This window comes from Exiguobacterium sp. UBA6309 (assembly GCF_002439205.1).
GTDB lineage: Bacteria > Bacillota > Bacilli > Exiguobacteriales > Exiguobacteriaceae > Exiguobacterium_A.
Genome location: NZ_DJTL01000009.1, coordinates 97,643 through 118,241, shown reverse-complemented (window position 1 = coordinate 118,241; position 20,599 = coordinate 97,643). Strand labels below are relative to the sequence as shown.

The window sequence follows — 20,599 nt, the reverse complement described above, 5'->3', positions numbered from 1 at the left end:
GATGGCACAGCCACTTGAAACAAAAAATAAGCAGGAACAACAACGGACGACCTCTTTTGAACGGATCATGATGTGGGTGACGACGATTAGTTTTCTACTCATTTTGTTAACGATTGGGATCGGAACGCTCGTCCGAGAGGACCGTGTACGTTCACAGCTAGAAAATCGCACACTCGCTCAATCGGTCGATCCGACGATCGAAGGAATCGCGACTGGAAAAGACATGCTGAAGATGGAGACGTATTTCACGGACCAACTACTTTTGCGAGGGACGTTCGTTGAGATGCAGGCGCTACTATCGAAGGATGTCTTCAGACAGCCTTTTCGTAATGGAATCTATACAGCTAAAAATGGCTATATGATCGAACCGAGTGCCTCGACTCAAGTCCAGATTCCAAACGCGTTTCGACAATTCGTTCAAGAAGTTGATCGTCCTGTCTATATGGCACTAGCTCCATCGAAGACGGTCATTGCTGAGCGCGATCAGTTGATCCCATCGTATGTTGCTTCGAACGCACGGACACGATACGCAGGAATGATTCGGGACTTCAAGGCTGCCGGGATGACGAATTTGTCACTTGATCAATTAAAACTAACGGACTACTTCAAGACGGACCATCACTGGAATATCGACGGGGCAGCATCGGCATATCAGACGATTACGAAGGGGATGGACTTACGACCAGTCATGCCATCAAAATCAAATCGTAAAGAAGGTGAGCATGCCTATTATGGTTCATTAGCGCGAAAGACGACGCTTGCGTATGCGACGTCTGGTGATCAGTTAGCCTATTATGAACCAGCATTTTTCAAAGGAATCAATGTCTGTTACGACGGTGCATGCGATCGCCCAGTCATTGATGAATCCTTCGTTCAGCAAGAGGGAGATTACGTCGATCGGTATGAAGTATTCTTGCGCGGGAATCATGGCATCATGTCGATGAAGGAGCAGACGAAGAATGATCGACCAACGATTCTCGTCTTAAAGGATTCATTCGCGAATCCAGTCTTACCGTTCCTTGCTAAAAGTGCCAATCTCGAAGTCGTCGACGTTCGTTACGTCCCAAAATCATTCGATGTGTCGCAGTTCGCTAAACAAAAACAAGTCGACTCCGTGCTGTTCCTGCATAACTCGAACATTGCTGGATTGATGAAGACGTATGAAAACACACTATGAAGGAGTTCATGACATGAGATCCCGAATGGCGAAAAGAAAACCACGCCTTGTTTGGCGCGTATTGAGTGCGCTCCTACTAGGGTTCGTTCTGATTGCTAGTACATCAGCTGGTTTAGCTTTTTTTAAAGTGAAGCAAACGGCAGACGCGTTTTTAACACCGTTAGATGGAGAGCGGCCGAAGCCACTCGAATCGATGAAGCCGGTCAATGTCTTGTTACTGGGCGTGGATGAACGGAAAAACGATAAGGGACGTGCCGATGCCATCATGCTTCTTTCATTCAATCCAAAAACAAGACAAGCGACTTCCCTGTCCATTCCAAGAGATATGCAGGTAACCGTGCCGTCTGGCGAAAAGACTAAAATCAATCATACCTATGCCTATGGGGGGGTGAAAGAGACAGTCGAGACGGTGGAGCAGACGTTTGAGACCGATATTCCTTATTATGCGAAAATCAACATGGATGGATTGATTGAGTTGGTCGATGCTGTTGGGGGTGTCACGGTCGACAATCCATCTGCCTTCAGTTGGAACGACCGTCGTCTTCAAAAGGAGTATGAGAAAGGGAAAATTCATCTGACGGGTCTTGAAGCGAGTGGTTACGCACGTATGCGAAAGCAAGATCCACTCGGCGATATGGGACGACAAATTCGTCAGCGTCAAGTGCTAGAAGCCGTCGGAATGAAGCTTGCTGGACCGCAGTTATTGACGCAACTCGAAAAGATTACGGACGTCATGAAAAACAACTTTACGACGAATATTGGACTCGATGTCGCAGCGCAACTAGCGCAGGAAAATCAGCGGGGGTTCGAACAATTGAAGCCGCTGAAAATCGAGGGAGAAGGATATATCGCAAGTGATGGTGTCTGGTATTTCTTTGCATCGGACGAATCAATGGAACAGACGAAGCAGACGATCGCTAAACTTCTCGCACGATCATAAGTCATAATTAGTATTACCATCAAATAAACAAGGTTGAGCGTCTCTAGCAAATGATTGTGGAGGCGCTTTTTCCTATCTTTCTCTTAAGTAACGCATCATTCTTTTTGAAAAAAGTGCTTGGTTCAAAAGTCTTATTTTCGATCAAATCGATGAAATAGGCTTTGACAGGACTTGTAAACGGATGCAAAATGAAAACGATTACATACCAAAAGGAGATGGCTATCGCATGAAACGCATAAGATCCGTTTGTATCGTTGCGCTAACGTTTGCACTAATATTTAGTGGACTGTCTTTATCCGGTCAAGCATTGGAAAAAGGAAAGTCTACATTGGTCATCATTCATTACAAGGAAGACCCGAACGCCACGAAGGATTGGAACTTGTGGTTATGGGCGAACGGTCCGGATTATTTTCCGAATAAAGCCCACGCTTTTAACGGTGAGGATACTTACGGCAAAGTGGCAACTTATGAATTTCCAGTCGATCAGCCGGAAAAAGTCGGCTTTATCGTCCGAGATGATAACTGGAACAAGGATGGAGGATCTGAGAACGACCGCTTCATCACGAAAGACATGATTAAAAACGGAGTTGCTGAAATCTGGATCGAATCGGGAAGCAAGGACATCTCGACGGTCAATCCGACTAATGGAGCAGACGTCGAAAAAATCGACACGAACATCCACTATTATCGGTATGACAATGATTATGATAAATACGGCGTCTGGTCTTGGCCGGAAGCGCAAGATGGCAAGCGTTTCGAGTTCGATCAGCAAGATGAGTTTGGTGCCATTGCCAAAGTAACGCTTGATAACCCAACGAAAGCACGTCTTGCAGGCGTCATTCCTCATCTTGAGGGCTGGTCGGAAAAAGACGGAGCCGATCGTTTCTTTTATGCAGGTGCGAAGGACATCTGGTTGATCGAAGGGGACCAGACAGTGTACTACAGTAAACCGGAAATTGATCGCACACCAAAAATCACGAGCTTTTTGGCTGATGACTTCCGGACGATGACGCTTAAAACGAATACACCGATGACGGCAGAAGACTTAAAGGCATTTACGTTCGAAGGTGTGACGAATCCAGTCGTATCATCGATCGATGCCAAGACGGCGAAAGTCGAAGTCGCTTCTGATATCGATTTAGCAAAAGTCGTCCGCGTGACGCATCCTGTTTTTGGAGAAGCAGTTCTTGAAGCAGGCAAGGTACTGCGTTCGAAAGCATTCGATCAAAAGTATGCCTATGGTGGTAAGCTCGGCGTCGACTATCAGAAATCGAAGACGACATTCAAGGTCTGGGCGCCGACAGCGCAAGCCGTTGAACTTGAACTATATCGCTTACCGAAACAACAAGCTGCTACGACAGAGGATATCACGCGTGAAATCAAGATGGAACGAACGGAACGTGGTGTCTATCAAGTGACGGTCAAGGGTGACCTTGACGGTGTCGGTTACACGTATGAAGTCAAGCACGCAAAAGAATCGACGCGTGCGGTGGATCCATATGCGACAGCAGTCGCTGTCAATGGAGACCAAGGTGTCGTCGTCGACTTACGCGAGACGGATCCAAAACGTTGGACGAATGGGAAAATGCCACTTCGTCACGCAACAGACGCGATCATTTATGAATCACATGTCCGTGATCTATCGATGTTTGATGTGACGAACTCGGGTTACGATTCAGGTATCAAACAAAAAGGAAAATATCTTGGTGTCATCGAACCAGGTACTCGCTTGACGAAGAATGGTAAGAAAACAAAAACGAAGACAGGACTAGATCATCTGAAGGAACTTGGTATCACGCATGTCCAGTTCATTCCTGTTTATGATTTCAACACAGCGTCCGTCGATGAGACGAATCCGCTTAAATCATACAACTGGGGTTATGATCCGAAGAACTACAATGCACCAGAAGGATCGTATGCGACAAACCCCTATGATCCAAAAGTCCGAATCACAGAAATGAAGCAGATGATTCAAGGACTACATGACAATGGACTTCGTGCTGTCATGGACGTCGTTTACAACCACATGTTTGACGCAAAGGCATCAAACCTTGATAAAATCGTCCCTGGTTATTACTACCGTTATACAGAAGGCGGCGATTTAGCGAACGGAACTGGTGTTGGAAACGATACAGCATCTGAGCGTCAAATGATGCACAAATTGATCGTTGACTCTGTCTCATATTGGGCGAAAGAATACCACTGGGACGGATTCCGCTTTGACTTGATGGGCATTCACGACGTCAAGACGATGAATGCTGTCAAACAGGCGACAAAACGAATTGATCCGTCGATTCTTGTATTCGGAGAAGGGTGGAGCCTTGGAACACCGCTTCCGGAGATGGATAAGGCAAACCAAACGAATACAAAACAAATGCCAGGAATCGGACATTTCAACGACAACCTGCGCGATGCGCTTAAAGGTAGCGTCTTCATCGATTCAGATGCTGGTTTCATTAACGGAACAACGGGTCTTGAAACGCGCATCAAACGCGGAATCGTCGGAGAAATTGCTTATGACAAAGAGATTCAAGGATTTACGCAAGAACCAGATCAAGCCATCACGTACGTTGAAGCACATGACAACCATACGCTCTGGGATAAGTTGAACCTGACGAATCCGCAAGACAATGACGCAACGAAGACAAAGATGCATCGTTTGGCTTCAAGCATCTTGTTGACGTCACAAGGAACGACGTTCATCCATGCAGGACAGGACTTCATGCGGACGAAGGGCGGCGACCATAACTCATATAAATCACCGGATTCTGTCAACCAGCTCGATTGGAAACGGAAGATGGATCGTCAACAAGACGTCGATTATATGACCGGATTAATTGCATTGCGCAAGAAGAACCCTGCACTTCACTTAGCAACAGCGAAAGATATCCGTCGTTACTTGACGTTTGAAGCAGCACCGGCACAAGTCATTGCGTATCGACTAGATGACGACGCGCCACAACAGAAGAACGATTTATATGTCATTCACAATGCAAATCGAACGGTAGTTGACATGAAGCTACCGAAAGGGAAATGGAAGCTTCTCGTAGATGGTAAACAAGCAGGAACAAAAACGATCCGCACTGTTTCAGGTACGGTTCGTGTTGAGGGACTCAGCTCGTTCGTCTTAGCAAAATAATCAAACAAACGACAAAGGACGTTCCGCAGTTTGCGGAACGTCCTTTGTCGGAGTAAGAGACATACGATTACGCATAGCGTTCATCAGTTTCCTTACCTTCTTTGAGGTTATCTTCTTCTGATTTCGAGACGATGACGGCACATGCTGCGTCACCCGTGATATTGACGGCTGTACGCATCATATCCAGAAGACGATCGACACCGATGATCAAAGCGATCCCTTCGACGGGTAAATTGACCGACTGAAGAACCATCGTTAGCATGACGAGACCGACACCCGGAACACCAGCTGTTCCGACCGATGCGAGAACAGCTGTCAGAACGACCGTCGCAAGTTGCCCAGGTGTTAAATCAACCGCATAGACTTGCGCGATGAAAACAGTCGCAACTCCTTGCATGATTGCCGTCCCATCCATATTGATCGTCGCACCGAGTGGCTGAACGAAACTAGAGACGGAGCGTGGAACCTTCAGCTCTTTTTGAGCCGTTTGCATAGCGACAGGAAGTGTTGCGTTCGACGAAGACGTCGAGAAAGCAAACAACATGACAGGTGCGAATTTTCTAAAGAAGAAGAACGGATTCATCTTCCCAAGAAGTGAGACAGTCGAACCATATGTCAATACAGAATGAACGATCAAAGATAAAATGACGACACCCATATAAAGTCCCATCGCTTTTAAGGAATCAAAGCCTTGTGAACCGACTGCCGATGCAATCAAGGCGAACGCTCCGAGCGGCGCCATCTTCATGACGAGTGTGATCAAATATGTCATTAAATCGTTACCCTGTTCAATGAAAGTCCGTAACGTCGAGACCTTTTTACCGAGAAATGTGATCCCGAAACCGATAAAGACACTGAAGACGATGATTTGTAACATGTTGCCTTCTGCCATCGACGTGATCGGGTTCGTCGGGAACATACCGACGATTGTGTTGATTATGCTCGTATCTGGTAGATTTCCGTTATCATATTCAAGACCTTGCGTCTCGAAGTTACCGAATGTACCCGGTTTAATCAATAATGATAAACCGAGAGCGATGACGATCGCGACAGCTGTCGTCGTCATGAAGTAAATGATCGCTTTTCCACCGACACGACCCAGTTCTTTTGGATTACCGAGTCCCATGACACCAAGGGCGATTGAGAAGAAGACAATCGGTACGACGAGCATCTTAATCAAGTTCAGGAAGATTGTTCCGATTGGTTGTAAAGCATATTTATTCAATCCTTCATAGATCGACTTATCCGGTATGCTAGCCAGAATGATTCCGAGAACTACGCCGAGAATCAAGCCCCAGATGATGCGTTTTGCTTCTTTCATACGTGATGTCACACTCCTTTGTTTGATAATTGCCTATATTTTGACACATCATCACCCTTTTTGACAAAACATTTTAAAAAATGATGATAACGCTTACGAAAAAGTTTCTGGATTTTGATGCAGGAATGATCAGATTTTGTTGTCAAACGGATGCAAGCATGAGAGGATAGAAAAGAACAAAAAGGAACAGCGTAGGGTACAGAAAAGTCGCTTGAATCAACTGTTGACCAAATTGTATATTCCTACTATAATGTTGTATGACGTGTCTGACACGTTTCCTTTAGTCGGTAATATCGGAGGGAGGGAAAACTAGTGGAAACTCGTGTACGTAAAAATGAATCACTTGAAGACGCACTTCGTCGCTTCAAACGTGGTGTTTCAAAAGATGGTACGCTTGCAGAAGTTCGTAAACGTAAACACTACGAAAAGCCAAGTGTAAAACGTAAGCTTAAATCGGAGGCTGCGCGTAAGCGTAAGAAGTTCTAACGTTAGAGAGGGTGTATCCTCATGAGTCTTCAGGAGCGTTTGACAGCGGATATGAAAGATGCCATGCGTCTTCGTGAAAAAGATCGTCTTACGACGATTCGCATGGTGAAATCATCGCTGCAAAATGAAACGATCAAACTCGGTAAGCAAGAATTGACAGACGAGGAAGAATTAACGATTCTTTCACGTGAAATGAAGCAGCGCAACGACTCCCTCCGAGAATTCGAAAGCGCTGGTCGTCACGATCTCGTCGCGAAAATTCAAGCAGAGATTGTCGTGCTCGAAGCTTATATGCCAAAACAGCTTTCCGAGGAAGAAGTACAGGAAATCGTCGACGCAGCTATTGCGCAGACGGGTGCCTCTGCTCCTTCGGATATGGGGAAAGTAATGGGTATCGTCATGCCGCAGCTTAAAGGCAAGGCAGACGGTGCGTTAATTAATCGACTCGTCAAACAACGGCTCGCTTAATACATGAAAAAGGTGTCCTTCGGGGCACCTTTTTTGTCGTTCCTGTCACAATTAAAAGTTTCTTAATGAATTCAGAATAGTCATGAAACCTTTTTGTTTTGAAAGCGTATATAATTATAGTAACGAATCAAAGTGCAAAAGAAGCAGCTTCTGACACGAATGAAAAGGGGTGAACGTACGCATGACGTTTAGCTTAGGGATGATTTTGACGGTCTTCATGATCGGGGTCCTCATGTTACTGGTCGAAATATTCGTCACAGGGTTCGGAATCTTTGGCGTCCTTGGGATCGGTGCTGTCCTTGCTAGTCTGATCATGGCAGGTGCTACAGTTGGTCAAGTAGGCATAGCGGTTGGACTTGCTGTATTTCTATCACTTGCGGCCGGATACTGGGCATATCGCAGAATTAAATCGAATCAATCCTTATTATGGAGAGGTTTGATTTTGACAGATTCCACATCGTCTGAAAAAGGCTATCTTTCTCATCAAGACAAAGTGCAACTGTTAGGACAAGAAGGAGTCAGTCTGACACCTCTCCGTCCGTCAGGAACAATTGAAATCGACGGAAATCGAATCGATGCCGTTACGGAAGGGACCTTCATTCAAGCGGGGGAAACGATCGTCGTAAAAGAAGTGACGCACGGACGCGTCATTGTTAGAGTCCAACATACGAAGGAGGAGTCCCACACATGACACCTGAATTATTGACTGTATTACTCATATCCGGAGGAATCTTAATTTTCCTCGCCATCTTCTTCACGCTCGTTCCGATTCCACTTTGGATTAGCTCGCTCGCAGCGGGAGTGCGCGTATCGATCTTTACATTAGTTGGGATGCGTCTTCGTCGAGTAACACCGTCTAAGATTGTCAATCCGTTGATCAAGGCAGTTAAAGCGGGATTGAACTTGAATACGAACCAACTGGAAAGTCACTTCCTTGCTGGTGGTAACGTTGACCGCGTCGTCAATGCCTTGATTGCAGCACACCGTGCGAATATCGAGTTGAGCTTCGAACGCGCAGCGGCGATTGATCTTGCTGGTCGTAATGTTTTAGAAGCTGTTCAGATGTCGGTTAACCCGAAAGTCATCGAAACACCATTCATTGCCGGTGTGGCGATGAACGGGATTGAAGTGAAAGCGAAAGCCCGGATCACGGTACGTGCGAACATCGATCGTCTCGTCGGTGGTGCTGGGGAAGAAACGGTCATCGCACGTGTTGGTGAGGGTGTCATCTCAACAATTGGTTCGTGTAATGACCAAAAAGAAGTACTTGAGAATCCAGAGATGATCTCACGGACGGTTCTTGCAAAAGGACTCGATTCGGGTACGGCGTTCGAGATTCTCTCGATTGATATTGCAGATATTGATATCGGTAAGAATATCGGTGCGGTCCTTCAAACGGATCAAGCGGAAGCAGATAAGAACATTGCGCAAGCGAAAGCCGAAGAACGTCGCGCAATGGCGATCGCAAGTGAACAAGAGATGAAATCACGTGTTGAAGAGATGCGTGCGAAGGTTGTCGCTGCTGAAGCGGAAGTGCCGCTTGCTATCGCTGAAGCGATGCGTGACGGTAACTTTGGTGTCATGGATTATGCGAACTACTTGAACGTGACAGCAGATACGAAAATGCGCCAAGCAATCGGTGGGCAATCATCACCAAATGACTCACAATAAAGGGTGAGACGGTATGGATATCATATGGGTCGGATTGATGATCGCATTCGGTGTCATCTCCGTCATCTCAAAAGCAGCAGATAAAAAACCGAAGCAGACGAACCGAACTCCTTCAAAGGAGTTCGGTGAATATGTGAAGCAAATGACCGAACAGGTCGATACGATGCGACAAGAGACGCTACCTCCACCTGTCGTTCGTAAAAAAGCACCCGCGAAGAAACAACCGGGGGTAACGCAAACGAAAGCGCGACCAGTTCATGAACGAACGGAATTGCAACAACGTTTGGATCAACGTCAAAAGCAACATTCGAAAAAAGGGATGTCCTCATCGACGATTGGCGAAATCAAAGATAGCGTAGCAGATAGTGCCATTGGATCGTCTAGTCGTTCAGCATCAGCAACGACGATTTCACAAGATGAAATGCGACGTGCCATCGTTTGGAGTGAAGTTCTTGGTGCGCCTGTTTCCAAGCGCAAACGCTAATATTTGTCTAGTGAGTCGATCCTACGAGACGCGTAGGATCGACTCTTTTTATTTCCTAAAAGGTGGGAACGGGTTTTTCTTTCCATCTTTTCGGCGGAAGTGCTAAAGTGGAAGAGATTAGATATGAAGCGATGACAACTTGTTATCCATGACTAGGAGGCCATTCACAACGTGATATTCAACGAAAGAATCCCATTTGCATTTTCGAATTCAGAACAGATTCAAGCATTCGTCGGTCCGAATGATGCAGTCTTACGTACGATGGAAGCAGAACTTGACGTTCAGCTGACCCATCGAGGAGATGAGCTGTTGGCACAATCCGAACAGGAGCAGTCTGTGATCTTAGCAGGACAGGTCGTAGGCGTCTTGAAACAACTTGTGAATCGCGGAGCTGTTTTAACGGAACGTGACGCGACGAGCGCCATTCAACTCGCACGTCAAGATCGTGTGGATGAACTACTGGAACTTTACGATACGGTCATTCATACGAATCATAAAGGAAAACCACTTCGTGCAAAGACACTCGGTCAAGCACGTTACGTTCGCGGAATTGATCGCTGTGATTTGACATTCGGTATTGGACCAGCAGGGACCGGAAAAACATATCTCGCAGTCGTGATGGCAGCAAAAGCACTGAAGGAAGGTCACGTCAAACGACTCGTCCTGACGCGTCCGGCAGTAGAAGCAGGAGAAAATCTAGGATTTCTTCCAGGGGATCTTAAAGAAAAGGTCGATCCCTATCTACGTCCTCTGTACGATGCGCTACATGACGTCCTTGGTGTCGAGCATACGGCTCGTCTGCTTGAACGTGGTGTCATCGAAATCGCACCGCTTGCTTACATGCGAGGACGGACGCTTGAACATGCTTTTGTCATTCTCGATGAAGCGCAAAATACGACACGGGAACAAATGAAGATGTTCCTGACGCGTCTCGGATTCCATTCGAAGATGATCGTTACGGGCGATTTAACGCAAGTCGATCTTCCGCGTGGAAAAACGTCTGGTCTACAAGAAGCGTTACATTTGCTCGGCAATGTCAAAGGGATTCATTTTGAGCACTTTGGCTCAGCTGATGTCGTACGTCACCCACTTGTCCGAAAAATCGTTGATGCTTATAGTCAGGATTTGACCTAAGCCGTTACGGAAATAGAGGAAAAAGGGGGAGATGATATGCGCAAGGTTGGGGTCTGGGTCGGTCTTTTGACAGTAATATTCTATCTCATCGTATCGACGATGATGTATGTCAGCGTTCGACCAGAAGCCTTGTCCGCAGAACCATTCTCAATTGCAGAAGAAGATATCCGGTCACCCTTGACGATGGAGGACCGGGTCGCAACAAATCAAATCAAGGAAAATTCGGTTGCTGCAATCGAGAGTCAGTATACGATCAAACAAGAGTATGCAGCACAGCAAATTGATAAAGTAGAACAACTTTTTGCTAGTTTATCCGGTATTAAAAAAGCAAATGAGATCGGTAAAATCAAACAGCGTCTGCGTGGAACGGAGGCGGCGACACTGTTGAAGGATGATGAGTTACGCTTGCTTGTGACGTCGACGACAGCACTTCGGAATACGACACGTGACGTCGTCATTACAGCGATTGAAGAAGCGATGCGTCAACGTATCTCGTCCGATGGTGGTGAAGTAGCAGAAGCACGTGAGAATGCGCGGACTGATATCGAACGTTCGCCGCTCTCCTTCTCATTAAAAGCAGTCGCTAAAGCGCTGACCGATCAACTGATCGTGACGAATTACGTCTATGATCCGGAAAAGACGGAACAGCTTCGTAAGCAGACGAGTGATAAAGTCGAACCGGTCATCATTTCAGAAGGTGAAGTGATCGTCAAACGAGGCGAAGTGATTTCGCAAGATGCTTACCGCCAGCTACAACTCGTCGGCTTGATTTCTGACCGTCAGTCGTTGAAACCGTTACTTGGAGCGATGCTTGTCAGTGCATTGATGACTGCTTTCCTATTCGGCTTCATTCATCGCTCGAAACTACGGTATGCACAGATGGGGCGGATCCGGTTGTTTGGGCTTGTCTACCTCGTCGTCAGCTTACAATTGCTTGTCATGTATGGCATGGCCTTTTTAGCAGACGACATCAATCCTGCACTTTACTTACTCACACCGACCGCTTTTGCTGCGCTTGTCCTGCGCAATTTATTGAACGAACGGATTGCATTATCGAGTTCTCTTTTTACGGCGCTTGCTGGAACGTTCTTCTATAGTACGAATCAAAACTTCAGCTTCAATATCGCGATCTATTTGTTAGTCGGTAGTTTAGTCGCAACGTTTTTCCTACAGTCTAGTTTGTCACGTCGTCGTATTTTCATGAGCAGTATTTCGATTGCCGGAGCAAACATCGCGATTTTCTTTGCATTCGTTCTATTACGTAGTGGCACATTCGAATTACGTGAAACATTGACTTTAGTCGGTTTTGCGATTGCTAGTGGGATCTTGAGTGCCATTCTTGCGATTGGGTTATTGCCGTTCCTCGAAATGACATTTGGTATCTTAGCACCGACGCGTCTGCTCGAACTGTTGAACCCGACGCATCCCTTGTTGAAGAAACTCTTGGTCGAAGCGCCAGGAACGTATCATCATAGCATGATGGTCGCGAACCTAGCAGAAACAGCCTGTGAAGCAATCGGTGCAGATGGGTTGCTTGCGCGAGTCGGTGCCTACTATCACGATTTAGGAAAAACACGACGACCACTTTATTTCATTGAAAACCAGCATGGACGCAATCCGCATGATCGATTGACGCCGGAAGAGTCGGCACGTGTCATCTTGGCACATACAGAGGATGGTGTTGAATTGCTCGAAAAAGCAAAACTCCCGGCAGCGATCATCGATATTTGTCGCCAGCATCATGGAACATCGTTGCTCCGATATTTTTATGTCAAGGCAGCAGAACAAGGTGAAGTCGATGAGGATACGTTCCGTTATACAGGACCTAAACCACAAACGCGTGAAGCGGCAGTCATCATGATCGTCGACTCGATTGAAGCGGCTGTTCGTTCAATGAAAGCTCCTTCGGAAGAAGGAATTCGGGACCTAGTCGCGAAAATCATTCGTGAAAAGATGATGGACGACCAATTTGCGGAATGTGACATCACGACACGTGAGATTTATCGCGTCGGTGAAAGTGCGTGTCATACCTTATCCGGTTTGTTCCATGAACGAATCGAGTATCCAGAATTAAAGAAAGAGGCAACGAAATGAACATTTATATGACAGACGAAAATAATCGTCTAACGGAAGAACAACGACAGCTTGTCGAATCGATTTTGATTTACACGGCGGAACAAGAAGAAGTCGATCCGAACAGTGAGTTGTCCGTGACTTTCGTCTCAAACGATGAGATTCAAGAGATTAATCGTGAATGGCGTGGGAAAGATCAGGCGACAGACGTCATTTCCTTCGCGATGGAAGAACTCGGAGAAGATGAAATCGATTTTGGATTATTGGAAGATGAACCAGTCGTCCTCGGTGATTTGATCATTTCCGTGGAACGATGTCGCGAACAGGCGGCTGAATATGGCAATCATTTCGAGCGTGAACTCGGTTTTCTCGCCGTCCATGGTTTCCTCCACTTACTCGGATATGATCACATTGAAAAGGCAGATGAGGAAATCATGACGAAGCGACAGGAGGAAATCCTGCATCACTTCGAGTTATTCCGGGGCACGTTGTGAAAAGCTGGTGGCAACCATTTCGACATGCGATGCATGGGTTGCGCCAATCGATTCGAGAAGAACGGCATATGAAAGTTCATGTCATCATTGGCGGCATCGTATTACTTGTCGCCTTTTTATTACCGTTGACATCTGTCGAGCGAGCGATTCTTTTTCTGACGGTCGGGATCGTCATAAGTGCCGAGATGTTCAATACAGCGTTTGAGCGCGTCGTGGATCTCGTGACGCAGGAGTGGCATCCACTGGCAAAAGCAGTCAAAGATATCGCGAGTGGTGCTGTTTTAGTGTTGGCGCTTACATCTGTTGCGATTGCGCTATGCATCTTCATCCCATATTTGGTACAATAAGAATCCGGCCTTTTTGGCCAATACCGTTCCTAAAAAGGGGATACTCACATGAAAACAGAACAATTACTCGAACAAGCTAAACGTGCACGCGAAAAAGCGTATGTTCCATATTCAAAATTCCAAGTCGGTGCTGCTCTCTTGACGAAAGACGGACAAGTCTTCCATGGCTGCAATATTGAAAACGCAGCGTATGGTCTTTGTAACTGTGCAGAACGGACAGCTATCTTCTCTGCGTGGGCACAAGATGCGCGCGAGTATGCAGCGATGGCTGTCGTTGCGGACACAGAAGGACCGGTCGCACCGTGCGGACAATGCCGCCAAGTGTTATCAGAGATGTGTGATGCGGATATGCCAATCTATTTGACAAACCTTAAAGGGGATGTCACAGAAACAACAGTGGGCGCCCTCTTACCGGGAGCATTCACGAAAGGAGATTTACATGTTTAAAGAAGGATTCAAATCGGGCTTTGTCTCGATCATCGGACGCCCGAACGTCGGAAAATCGACATTCCTCAACCGTGTCATCGGACAAAAAATTGCCATCATGTCTGATAAACCACAAACGACGCGTAATAAGATTCAAGGTGTCTATACGACAGAAGATGTTCAGACGATTTTCATCGATACACCTGGGATCCATAAACCAAAACATAAACTCGGCGATTTCATGATGAAGGTCGCGACGAACGCATTGCGTGAAGTCGATGCGATCTTGTTCATGGTCAACGTGACGGAACCAAAAGGAAAAGGTGACGACTTCATTATTGAAAAATTGAAGGAACTCGATACACCAATCATTCTCGTCATGAATAAAGTCGATTTGATTCATCCGAATGATATTCCACCGATCATCGAGTCGTACAAAAATGAACTCGAGTTCGCGGCAGTCGTTCCGATTTCGGCGCTACAAGGGAATAATGTCGGACCGTTACTTGAAGAAATCGCAAAAATTCTACCAGAAGGACCGATGTATTATCCAGCGGATCAAGTCACTGACCACCCAGAGCGCTTCATCATCTCAGAGATGATTCGTGAAAAAGTCTTGCAAAAGACACGCGATGAAGTACCACACTCGATTGCCGTCGCGATTGATCAAATCAAGACACGTGAGAATGGAAACATGGTGGATGTCCATGCGACGATCTTGATCGAGCGCGATTCCCAAAAAGGAATCATCATCGGTAAACGCGGAGCACTTCTAAAAGAAATCGGCTCTGAAGCACGAACGGACATTGAGATGTTACTCGGGACGAAAGTTTACCTGAACTTGTGGGTCAAAGTCCAAAAGGATTGGCGCAACAAGGCCGGTCAATTGCGTGAACTCGGCTTCCGCGATGATGAGTATTAAGCGATGATCGATAAGGCGGAAGGGCTTGTATTACGAACGGTCGTATATGGTGAATCGAATAAGATTGTCACGCTACTGACACGTGAATACGGCAAGCTCGCCGTCATGGCGCGAGGAGCGAAGAAGCCGGGTAGCCGTTTTAACGCGGCTAGTCAGCCTTTCGTCCGAGCTGTCTATATCTATCCACGTTCACGGGGTCTCGGTCAGTTAAAATCAGCAGACGTCATTACAAGTCATGCGCATATTCGGCAAGATGTCGTGTTGATGGCTTATGCGATGTATCTATTGGAGCTTGCGGATAAAGCGCTTGATGAACGGGTGCCGCAACCGGCGCTTTACGATTTATTCGTCGAAGGACTAGAGGCGATGGATGAAGGACTAGATCCTGACGTCGTCTCTTTCATCATCGAATTGCGTCTGTTGCGTCATCTAGGCATTGCTCCACATTTGAATGGCTGTACGATTTGCGGGAGTGCTGAAGCACCATTCGCTTTTTCGTTACATCATGGCGGTCTACTCTGTCGCCGGCATCGCCATGAGGATGAACATGCTGTCTATATGTCAGAGGCAGTTGCGAAGATGCTCTATGTGTTTTCCGTATATGATTTCTCACGAATTGGTACCGTGACGGTGAAGCCAGAAACGAAGCGTCTATTGCGTCAAATCATGGATGCTTATATGGAACGCTACAGCGGATTACGTCTGCGTTCAAAACGTGTCCTCGACCAGTTGATTGATTTCGGCAATGATTGACAGCAACAAGCGGGTTCGGTAGAATGAATGCGGAAGAAGTAACTAAATGAACACGATGACGAAAAGGAGTACCGTCTTTTTTCTCAATCAAGCGATTCCAGGGTGGTGTGAGCTGGGAGTGAGAGGGGCGCGAACGGCGTTTCGGAGTGTTTTTTTGTCAAAAAGAGTGGCATGCGATGCATGCAAGTAGGGTGGAACCGCGGGCTCGTCTCGTCCCTATGTGCAACGATTGTTGTACATAGGGGCGTTTTTTGCGTTCCTTAATCATTTCGGAGGTGAAAGTCGTGAAGATGACAGTACAAGACATGATCTTGACATTACAAAAATTTTGGGCAGAACAAGGCTGCTTGACGATGCAAGCATACGACGTAGAAAAAGGAGCCGGTACGATGAATCCGATGACGTTTTTACGGAGTCTCGGACCGGAACCGTGGAACGTTTGTTATACAGAACCATCACGCCGTCCGGCTGACGGTCGTTATGGAGAAAACCCGAACCGTCTGTATCAACACCATCAATTCCAAGTCATCATGAAACCATCACCTGACAACATTCAGGAACTGTACTTACAAAGTCTCGAGTTGCTCGGGATCAATCCACTCGAACATGACATCCGTTTCGTAGAGGATAACTGGGAGAACCCAACGTTCGGTGCTGCTGGTCTCGGCTGGGAAGTATGGCTAAATGGAATGGAAATTACACAATTCACGTACTTCCAACAAGTCGGTGGAATCGAGTGTAATCCGATTGCAGTAGAGATCACTTACGGAATCGAGCGTCTCGCTTCTTACATCCAAGATGTCGAGAGCGTCTTTGATCTCGTTTGGACAGATGGTTTCAAATACGGTGATATCTTCTATCAACCGGAATTCGAACATTCGAAGTATACATTTGAAACATCAGATGTCGCTTTACTCTTTACGTTATTCGATCAATATGAAAAAGAAGCGAATCGTGCCTTGGATGAGAACCTCGTTTTCCCAGCGTATGATTACATCTTGAAATGTTCGCATACCTTTAACCTTCTCGACGCGAAGGGCGCGATTTCCGTCACGGAACGCACAGGGTTCATCCATCGTGTACGGAACATGTCGCGTCGTTGTGCGCAAAGTTTCATCGAAGAACGGGAACGTCTTGGCTTCCCATTGATCAAGTCGAAAGCAGGTGAGTCACATGCATGAATTATTACTTGAAATCGGTTTAGAAGAAATGCCGGCTCGATTCGTCCTTCAATCCGAAACACAACTCAAGGAACGCGTGACGCGTTTCCTTGAAGAAGCACGGATTGAGTTCACAAGCGTCGAATCCTTCTCGACACCACGCCGTCTTGCAGTATATGTCAAGGGTCTCGCAGCACGTCAAAGCGACCTCGAAGAGACATTAAAAGGACCCGCAAAACGAATCGCAATGGATGAAGACGGTAACTGGACGAAAGCAGCCGAAGGATTCGCGCGTGGTAAAGGGTTAACGACGGACGATCTCTTCCTTGGAGAAGAAAAAGGAGTCGAATACCTTTATGCGACACGTAAGGAAGTCGGACAAGCGACAGCTGATTTACTTCCTGGACTAAAACAAGTCGTCGAAGCGATGACATTCCCGAAAAACATGCGTTGGAGCACACAATCGTTACGTTATATGCGTCCAATTCGTTGGTTGATTGCCCTGCTTGACGATCAAGTCATCCCGTTTGAAGTCGCATCCGTCGAAACAGGTCGGACATCGCGTGGACATCGTTTCCTCGGGCAGGACATCACGATCCTACGTCCGAATGCCTATGTCGAAGCGCTCGCAGGAGAAAATGTCATCGTCAGTTACGAAGCACGTCGTCAATTGATCGAAGAACAAATCGCGGCGCTTGCGGCACGCGAACAATTCGAAGTGCCGATCGATGCGTCTTTACTTGAAGAAGTCACGAACCTCGTCGAGTATCCAACAGCCTTGTTCGGTGCATTTGATGAAGCGTATCTTGAGTTACCAGAAGAAGTCTTGATCACGACGATGAAGGAACACCAACGTTACTTCCCGGTCAAACGTGACGGGGCGTTGCTCCATTATTTCGTGACGGTACGAAACGGAAACGCAACACATCTTGAAAACGTCGCACGCGGAAACGAAAAAGTCATCCGTGCCCGTTTAGCAGATGCGCAGTTCTTCTATGAAGAAGATAAAAAAGCAGATATCGATGAACAGGCGAAACGTCTTGATAAAATCGTCTTCCATGAAAAATTAGGAACGACAGGCGAAAAAGTCCGTCGCGTCCGTCAGATGGCACTCGCACTTGCAGATCGTGTCGGTGCAGACAAAACACGTGTCGAACGTGCAGGACAGATCTATAAATTCGACCTCGTCAGTCAAATGGTCTATGAATTCACGGAATTACAAGGTCTGATGGGTGAACGTTATGCGAACATGAAAAACGAGGATCCGGAAGTCGCTGCTGCGATTCGCGAACATTACATGCCACGCTTCGCGGGTGATGCAAGTCCGGAGACACCGACAGGGACACTCTACGCGATCCTTGATAAGATGGACAGCGTCGCTGGATTCTTTGGTGTCGGTATGATTCCGAGTGGATCAGCGGATCCGTATGCATTGCGTCGTCAAGCACAAGGGATTGTTCAGATTTTATCAGATCGAAAGTTGAATCTGACATTGACTGAATTGATTGCCTTCGTCGTTTCAGCACAGGTGGCAGCAGGTCTTTATACGAAGGATGCCGAAGAAGTACAAGCCGCATTACAAGATTTCTTTGCGCAACGTTTGAAGTACCGTCTATCGGAAATGGACTTCCGTCATGATGTCGTCGAAGCCGCTCTTGACCATATGTTGACAGTCGAAGCGAATGAAAAGCGTGCTGCCATGCTTGAAGAGGCGACGAAAAAAGAATCGTTCAAGAAAACGGTCGAACAATTAAGCCGTGTCTTGAACATCTCGAAAAAAGCAGAAAGTGTCACAACTGTTAATCCAGCGCTCTTTGAAAATGATGCGGAACGCGAATTGCATGAGGCGATTGAGAAAGCCTTACCAGAGGTCGATCAAGCTATCGCGTCACTTGATTATGCACGTGCACTTGAGGCACTTGAGGCAACCGTTCCGTCGATCACAGCCTACTTTGACGGTACGATGATCATGACGGATGACGAAACGGTCCGTACGAACCGTCTTAGCGAAATGAAACGATTTGCAGAAGCCATCGAATCAGTCGCTCGGTTCAATGCACTCACTTTAGCGTAAAGAAAAAGGACGGATGAGCCGATGAAGTTAAATGAACGGCAAAAAAAGATACTCCAAATCGTCAAAGAGAATGGTCCAATCACGGGAGAGCAGATTGCTGCAGCGCTCTCCCTGACACGGGCGACATTACGACCCGATTTGTCGATTTTAACGATGACCGGCATGCTAGAAGCGCGCCCACGTGTCGGCTATATGTATGTCGGAAAGAAAAATGCTTCCATGCTTCATGAGAAACTGGACACCTTGACCGTCGGCGAATTCATGTCATCAGCAAAGGTCATTCATGAAGGGATGACCGTATACGATGCGATCGTTCACTTATTCCTAGAAGATGTCGGTTCGCTGTTTGTCGTCAGCAAGGACCATGCGTTGGTCGGTGTGCTATCACGTAAGGATTTTCTACGTGCGGCAATCGGTAATCAAGAATTAGACTCGTTACCGGTCAACATAATCATGACACGAATGCCAAATTTGACAGTCTGTGAAAAATCGGAAACGTTAATTGGTGCCGGCATGAAACTGATCGAAAAACAGATTGATTCGATGCCAGTCGTCGAAGAAGAGAACGGGGTCTTGAAAGTCGTCGGTCGAATGACGAAAACGAACATGACGAAAGTGTTGGTCGCTTTAGCACGTGATGAAGAAATTTAAGGGGGGCTCCTGATGCGTCAACGGATTTATGTCGTGAGTGATTCTGTCGGAGAGACGTGTGAACTCGTCGTCCGCGCAGCTGCTATTCAGTTCCCGGAACAAGCCATCGAAACGGTCCGCATTCCGTTCGTCGATGATGATCAAGTCATTTATGACTTGGTTCTTCATGCGAAAGAAGAACAAGCGACGATCGCTTTTACGATCGTTCATGCGACGCATCGTCGTCTGCTTGCAGACACAGCGCATGCCCACGGTGTAAAGGCGATTGATCTACTTGGTCCATTGCTTGACACGATGGAAGATCGTTTGCAGATGCAACCGAAGGAAGAACCTGGATTAATCTATCGCTTAGATGAGGAGTACTTCCGGAAAATCGAAGCGGTCGAATTTGCTGTTAAGTATGACGATGGACGTGATCCAAAAGGAATTAAACGCGCTGATATCGTCTTGATCGGTGTGTCGCGTACATCTAAAACGCCGCTCTCGCAGTATTTAGCCTTAAAGCGATATAAAGTAGCAAATGTACCACTCGTACCCGAATCGATTCCACCGGCAGAGCTATTCGATATTCCAAAAGAAAAATGTTTTGGACTACTCATCTCACCGGAAAAGTTGATCGATATCCGAATGGAACGATTGCGTTCATTAGGACTCAAACCTGAAGCAGCCTATGCGCAGATGGACCGAATCAATCGGGAACTTGAATACGCACGGAATTTATATGAACGAATCGGATGCCAAATTATTGATGTGACGAATAAAGCAGTCGAAGAGACGGCGAATTTGATTTTGACCGGAATTTCCGGGAAAGCGCATGACTAGTCAAGCAGTCAGGAACATAGTATACTTGTTTAGCTGATAAATGAGATAATGCCCTTT

General features: G+C 46.7%; 20 protein-coding genes. 19 read left to right on the top strand and 1 reads right to left on the bottom strand.

The window, feature by feature from the left end; genetic code table 11:
- The first annotated feature begins 1 nt into the window (after position 1).
- The 3 genes from B3M90_RS01840 to pulA all read left to right on the top strand — a co-directional run bounded on the left by B3M90_RS01840 (position 2) and on the right by pulA (position 5,256).
- Positions 2-1,177 carry a DHHW family protein gene (locus tag B3M90_RS01840; protein WP_290782346.1) on the top strand — a complete coding sequence of 392 codons (1,176 nt, stop codon included), beginning with the start codon at positions 2-4 and terminating at the stop codon, positions 1,175-1,177.
- A 13-nt stretch (positions 1,178-1,190) separates the two neighbouring features.
- Entirely contained in the window at positions 1,191-2,117 is a 927-nt protein-coding gene (locus tag B3M90_RS01835) for an LCP family protein (RefSeq protein WP_214854831.1), read from the top strand.
- Positions 2,118-2,343: 226 nt separating this feature from the next.
- Positions 2,344-5,256, top strand: a complete 2,913-nt coding sequence (gene pulA, locus B3M90_RS01830; RefSeq protein WP_290782343.1) for a type I pullulanase — start codon at positions 2,344-2,346, stop codon at positions 5,254-5,256.
- Between the two features lie 67 nt (positions 5,257-5,323).
- Here pulA and B3M90_RS01825 read toward each other — a convergent pair whose 3' ends face one another.
- The gene (locus tag B3M90_RS01825; protein WP_214854837.1) at positions 5,324-6,577 is read right to left on the bottom strand and encodes a dicarboxylate/amino acid:cation symporter; all 1,254 of its coding nucleotides are present in this window, start codon (positions 6,575-6,577) and stop codon (positions 5,324-5,326) included.
- 312 nt (positions 6,578-6,889) lie between these two features.
- On the opposite strand from B3M90_RS01825, the gene rpsU reads away from it, so the two are divergent.
- The 16 genes from rpsU to B3M90_RS01745 all read left to right on the top strand — a co-directional run bounded on the left by rpsU (position 6,890) and on the right by B3M90_RS01745 (position 20,542).
- Positions 6,890-7,063, top strand: coding sequence for a 30S ribosomal protein S21 (gene rpsU / locus B3M90_RS01820; RefSeq protein ID WP_012369719.1), 174 nt, complete (start codon positions 6,890-6,892; stop codon positions 7,061-7,063).
- Between the two features lie 21 nt (positions 7,064-7,084).
- Positions 7,085-7,531 (top strand): GatB/YqeY domain-containing protein, encoded by a 447-nt coding sequence (locus B3M90_RS01815; RefSeq protein ID WP_214854838.1) that lies wholly within the window; start codon positions 7,085-7,087, stop codon positions 7,529-7,531.
- A 181-nt stretch (positions 7,532-7,712) separates the two neighbouring features.
- Positions 7,713-8,222, top strand: coding sequence for an NfeD family protein (locus B3M90_RS01810; protein WP_214854839.1), 510 nt, complete (start codon positions 7,713-7,715; stop codon positions 8,220-8,222).
- Complete coding sequence (gene floA, locus B3M90_RS01805; RefSeq protein WP_023467489.1) at positions 8,219-9,202, top strand: flotillin-like protein FloA; 984 nt, start codon at positions 8,219-8,221, stop codon at positions 9,200-9,202. Before B3M90_RS01810 ends, floA begins: the two co-directional genes overlap by 4 nt.
- Before the next feature lie 13 nt (positions 9,203-9,215).
- Complete coding sequence (locus tag B3M90_RS01800; protein ID WP_214854840.1) at positions 9,216-9,686, top strand: MSCRAMM family adhesin SdrC; 471 nt, start codon at positions 9,216-9,218, stop codon at positions 9,684-9,686.
- A 171-nt stretch (positions 9,687-9,857) separates the two neighbouring features.
- Positions 9,858-10,820: a PhoH family protein gene (locus tag B3M90_RS01795; protein ID WP_023467492.1), complete on the top strand. Its 963-nt coding sequence runs from the start codon at positions 9,858-9,860 to the stop codon at positions 10,818-10,820.
- 36 nt (positions 10,821-10,856) lie between these two features.
- Entirely contained in the window at positions 10,857-12,914 is a 2,058-nt protein-coding gene (locus B3M90_RS01790) for an HD family phosphohydrolase (RefSeq protein ID WP_214854841.1), read from the top strand.
- The gene (gene ybeY, locus B3M90_RS01785) at positions 12,911-13,387 is read left to right on the top strand and encodes an rRNA maturation RNase YbeY (protein WP_056060122.1); all 477 of its coding nucleotides are present in this window, start codon (positions 12,911-12,913) and stop codon (positions 13,385-13,387) included. Before B3M90_RS01790 ends, ybeY begins: the two co-directional genes overlap by 4 nt.
- A gap of 29 nt (positions 13,388-13,416) precedes the next feature.
- Positions 13,417-13,734, top strand: a complete 318-nt coding sequence (locus B3M90_RS01780) for a diacylglycerol kinase (protein ID WP_251137938.1) — start codon at positions 13,417-13,419, stop codon at positions 13,732-13,734.
- 48 nt (positions 13,735-13,782) lie between these two features.
- A complete protein-coding gene (locus B3M90_RS01775) occupies positions 13,783-14,181 on the top strand; it encodes a cytidine deaminase (protein WP_023467498.1) in 399 nt (132 codons plus the stop codon).
- The gene (era, locus tag B3M90_RS01770) at positions 14,174-15,082 is read left to right on the top strand and encodes a GTPase Era (protein WP_023467500.1); all 909 of its coding nucleotides are present in this window, start codon (positions 14,174-14,176) and stop codon (positions 15,080-15,082) included. Before B3M90_RS01775 ends, era begins: the two co-directional genes overlap by 8 nt.
- A 3-nt stretch (positions 15,083-15,085) precedes the next feature.
- Positions 15,086-15,835, top strand: coding sequence for a DNA repair protein RecO (gene recO, locus B3M90_RS01765; protein ID WP_214854844.1), 750 nt, complete (start codon positions 15,086-15,088; stop codon positions 15,833-15,835).
- Between the two features lie 290 nt (positions 15,836-16,125).
- Positions 16,126-17,016: a glycine--tRNA ligase subunit alpha gene (gene glyQ, locus B3M90_RS01760; protein ID WP_029341034.1), complete on the top strand. Its 891-nt coding sequence runs from the start codon at positions 16,126-16,128 to the stop codon at positions 17,014-17,016.
- Positions 17,009-19,069 carry a glycine--tRNA ligase subunit beta gene (glyS, locus tag B3M90_RS01755; protein WP_290782340.1) on the top strand — a complete coding sequence of 687 codons (2,061 nt, stop codon included), beginning with the start codon at positions 17,009-17,011 and terminating at the stop codon, positions 19,067-19,069. The genes glyQ and glyS overlap by 8 nt, the downstream gene beginning before the upstream one ends.
- Before the next feature lie 21 nt (positions 19,070-19,090).
- On the top strand, positions 19,091-19,720 hold the full coding sequence (locus B3M90_RS01750; protein ID WP_029341036.1) for a helix-turn-helix transcriptional regulator: 630 nt from the start codon (positions 19,091-19,093) through the stop codon (positions 19,718-19,720).
- Positions 19,721-19,732: 12 nt separating this feature from the next.
- Entirely contained in the window at positions 19,733-20,542 is an 810-nt protein-coding gene (locus tag B3M90_RS01745) for a pyruvate, water dikinase regulatory protein (protein WP_290782338.1), read from the top strand.
- The last annotated feature ends 57 nt before the right edge of the window (positions 20,543-20,599 follow it).

Coding starts and splice junctions, on each gene's coding strand:
- B3M90_RS01840 (WP_290782346.1), top strand. CDS start 2: ATGGCACAGCCACTTGAAACAAAAAATAAGCAGGAACAACAACGGACG.
- B3M90_RS01835 (WP_214854831.1), top strand. CDS start 1,191: ATGAGATCCCGAATGGCGAAAAGAAAACCACGCCTTGTTTGGCGCGTA.
- pulA (WP_290782343.1), top strand. CDS start 2,344: ATGAAACGCATAAGATCCGTTTGTATCGTTGCGCTAACGTTTGCACTA.
- B3M90_RS01825 (WP_214854837.1), bottom strand. CDS start 6,577: ATGAAAGAAGCAAAACGCATCATCTGGGGCTTGATTCTCGGCGTAGTT.
- B3M90_RS01815 (WP_214854838.1), top strand. CDS start 7,085: ATGAGTCTTCAGGAGCGTTTGACAGCGGATATGAAAGATGCCATGCGT.
- B3M90_RS01810 (WP_214854839.1), top strand. CDS start 7,713: ATGACGTTTAGCTTAGGGATGATTTTGACGGTCTTCATGATCGGGGTC.
- floA (WP_023467489.1), top strand. CDS start 8,219: ATGACACCTGAATTATTGACTGTATTACTCATATCCGGAGGAATCTTA.
- B3M90_RS01800 (WP_214854840.1), top strand. CDS start 9,216: ATGGATATCATATGGGTCGGATTGATGATCGCATTCGGTGTCATCTCC.
- B3M90_RS01790 (WP_214854841.1), top strand. CDS start 10,857: ATGCGCAAGGTTGGGGTCTGGGTCGGTCTTTTGACAGTAATATTCTAT.
- ybeY (WP_056060122.1), top strand. CDS start 12,911: ATGAACATTTATATGACAGACGAAAATAATCGTCTAACGGAAGAACAA.
- B3M90_RS01780 (WP_251137938.1), top strand. CDS start 13,417: ATGCATGGGTTGCGCCAATCGATTCGAGAAGAACGGCATATGAAAGTT.
- B3M90_RS01775 (WP_023467498.1), top strand. CDS start 13,783: ATGAAAACAGAACAATTACTCGAACAAGCTAAACGTGCACGCGAAAAA.
- era (WP_023467500.1), top strand. CDS start 14,174: ATGTTTAAAGAAGGATTCAAATCGGGCTTTGTCTCGATCATCGGACGC.
- recO (WP_214854844.1), top strand. CDS start 15,086: ATGATCGATAAGGCGGAAGGGCTTGTATTACGAACGGTCGTATATGGT.
- glyQ (WP_029341034.1), top strand. CDS start 16,126: ATGACAGTACAAGACATGATCTTGACATTACAAAAATTTTGGGCAGAA.
- glyS (WP_290782340.1), top strand. CDS start 17,009: ATGCATGAATTATTACTTGAAATCGGTTTAGAAGAAATGCCGGCTCGA.
- B3M90_RS01750 (WP_029341036.1), top strand. CDS start 19,091: ATGAAGTTAAATGAACGGCAAAAAAAGATACTCCAAATCGTCAAAGAG.
- B3M90_RS01745 (WP_290782338.1), top strand. CDS start 19,733: ATGCGTCAACGGATTTATGTCGTGAGTGATTCTGTCGGAGAGACGTGT.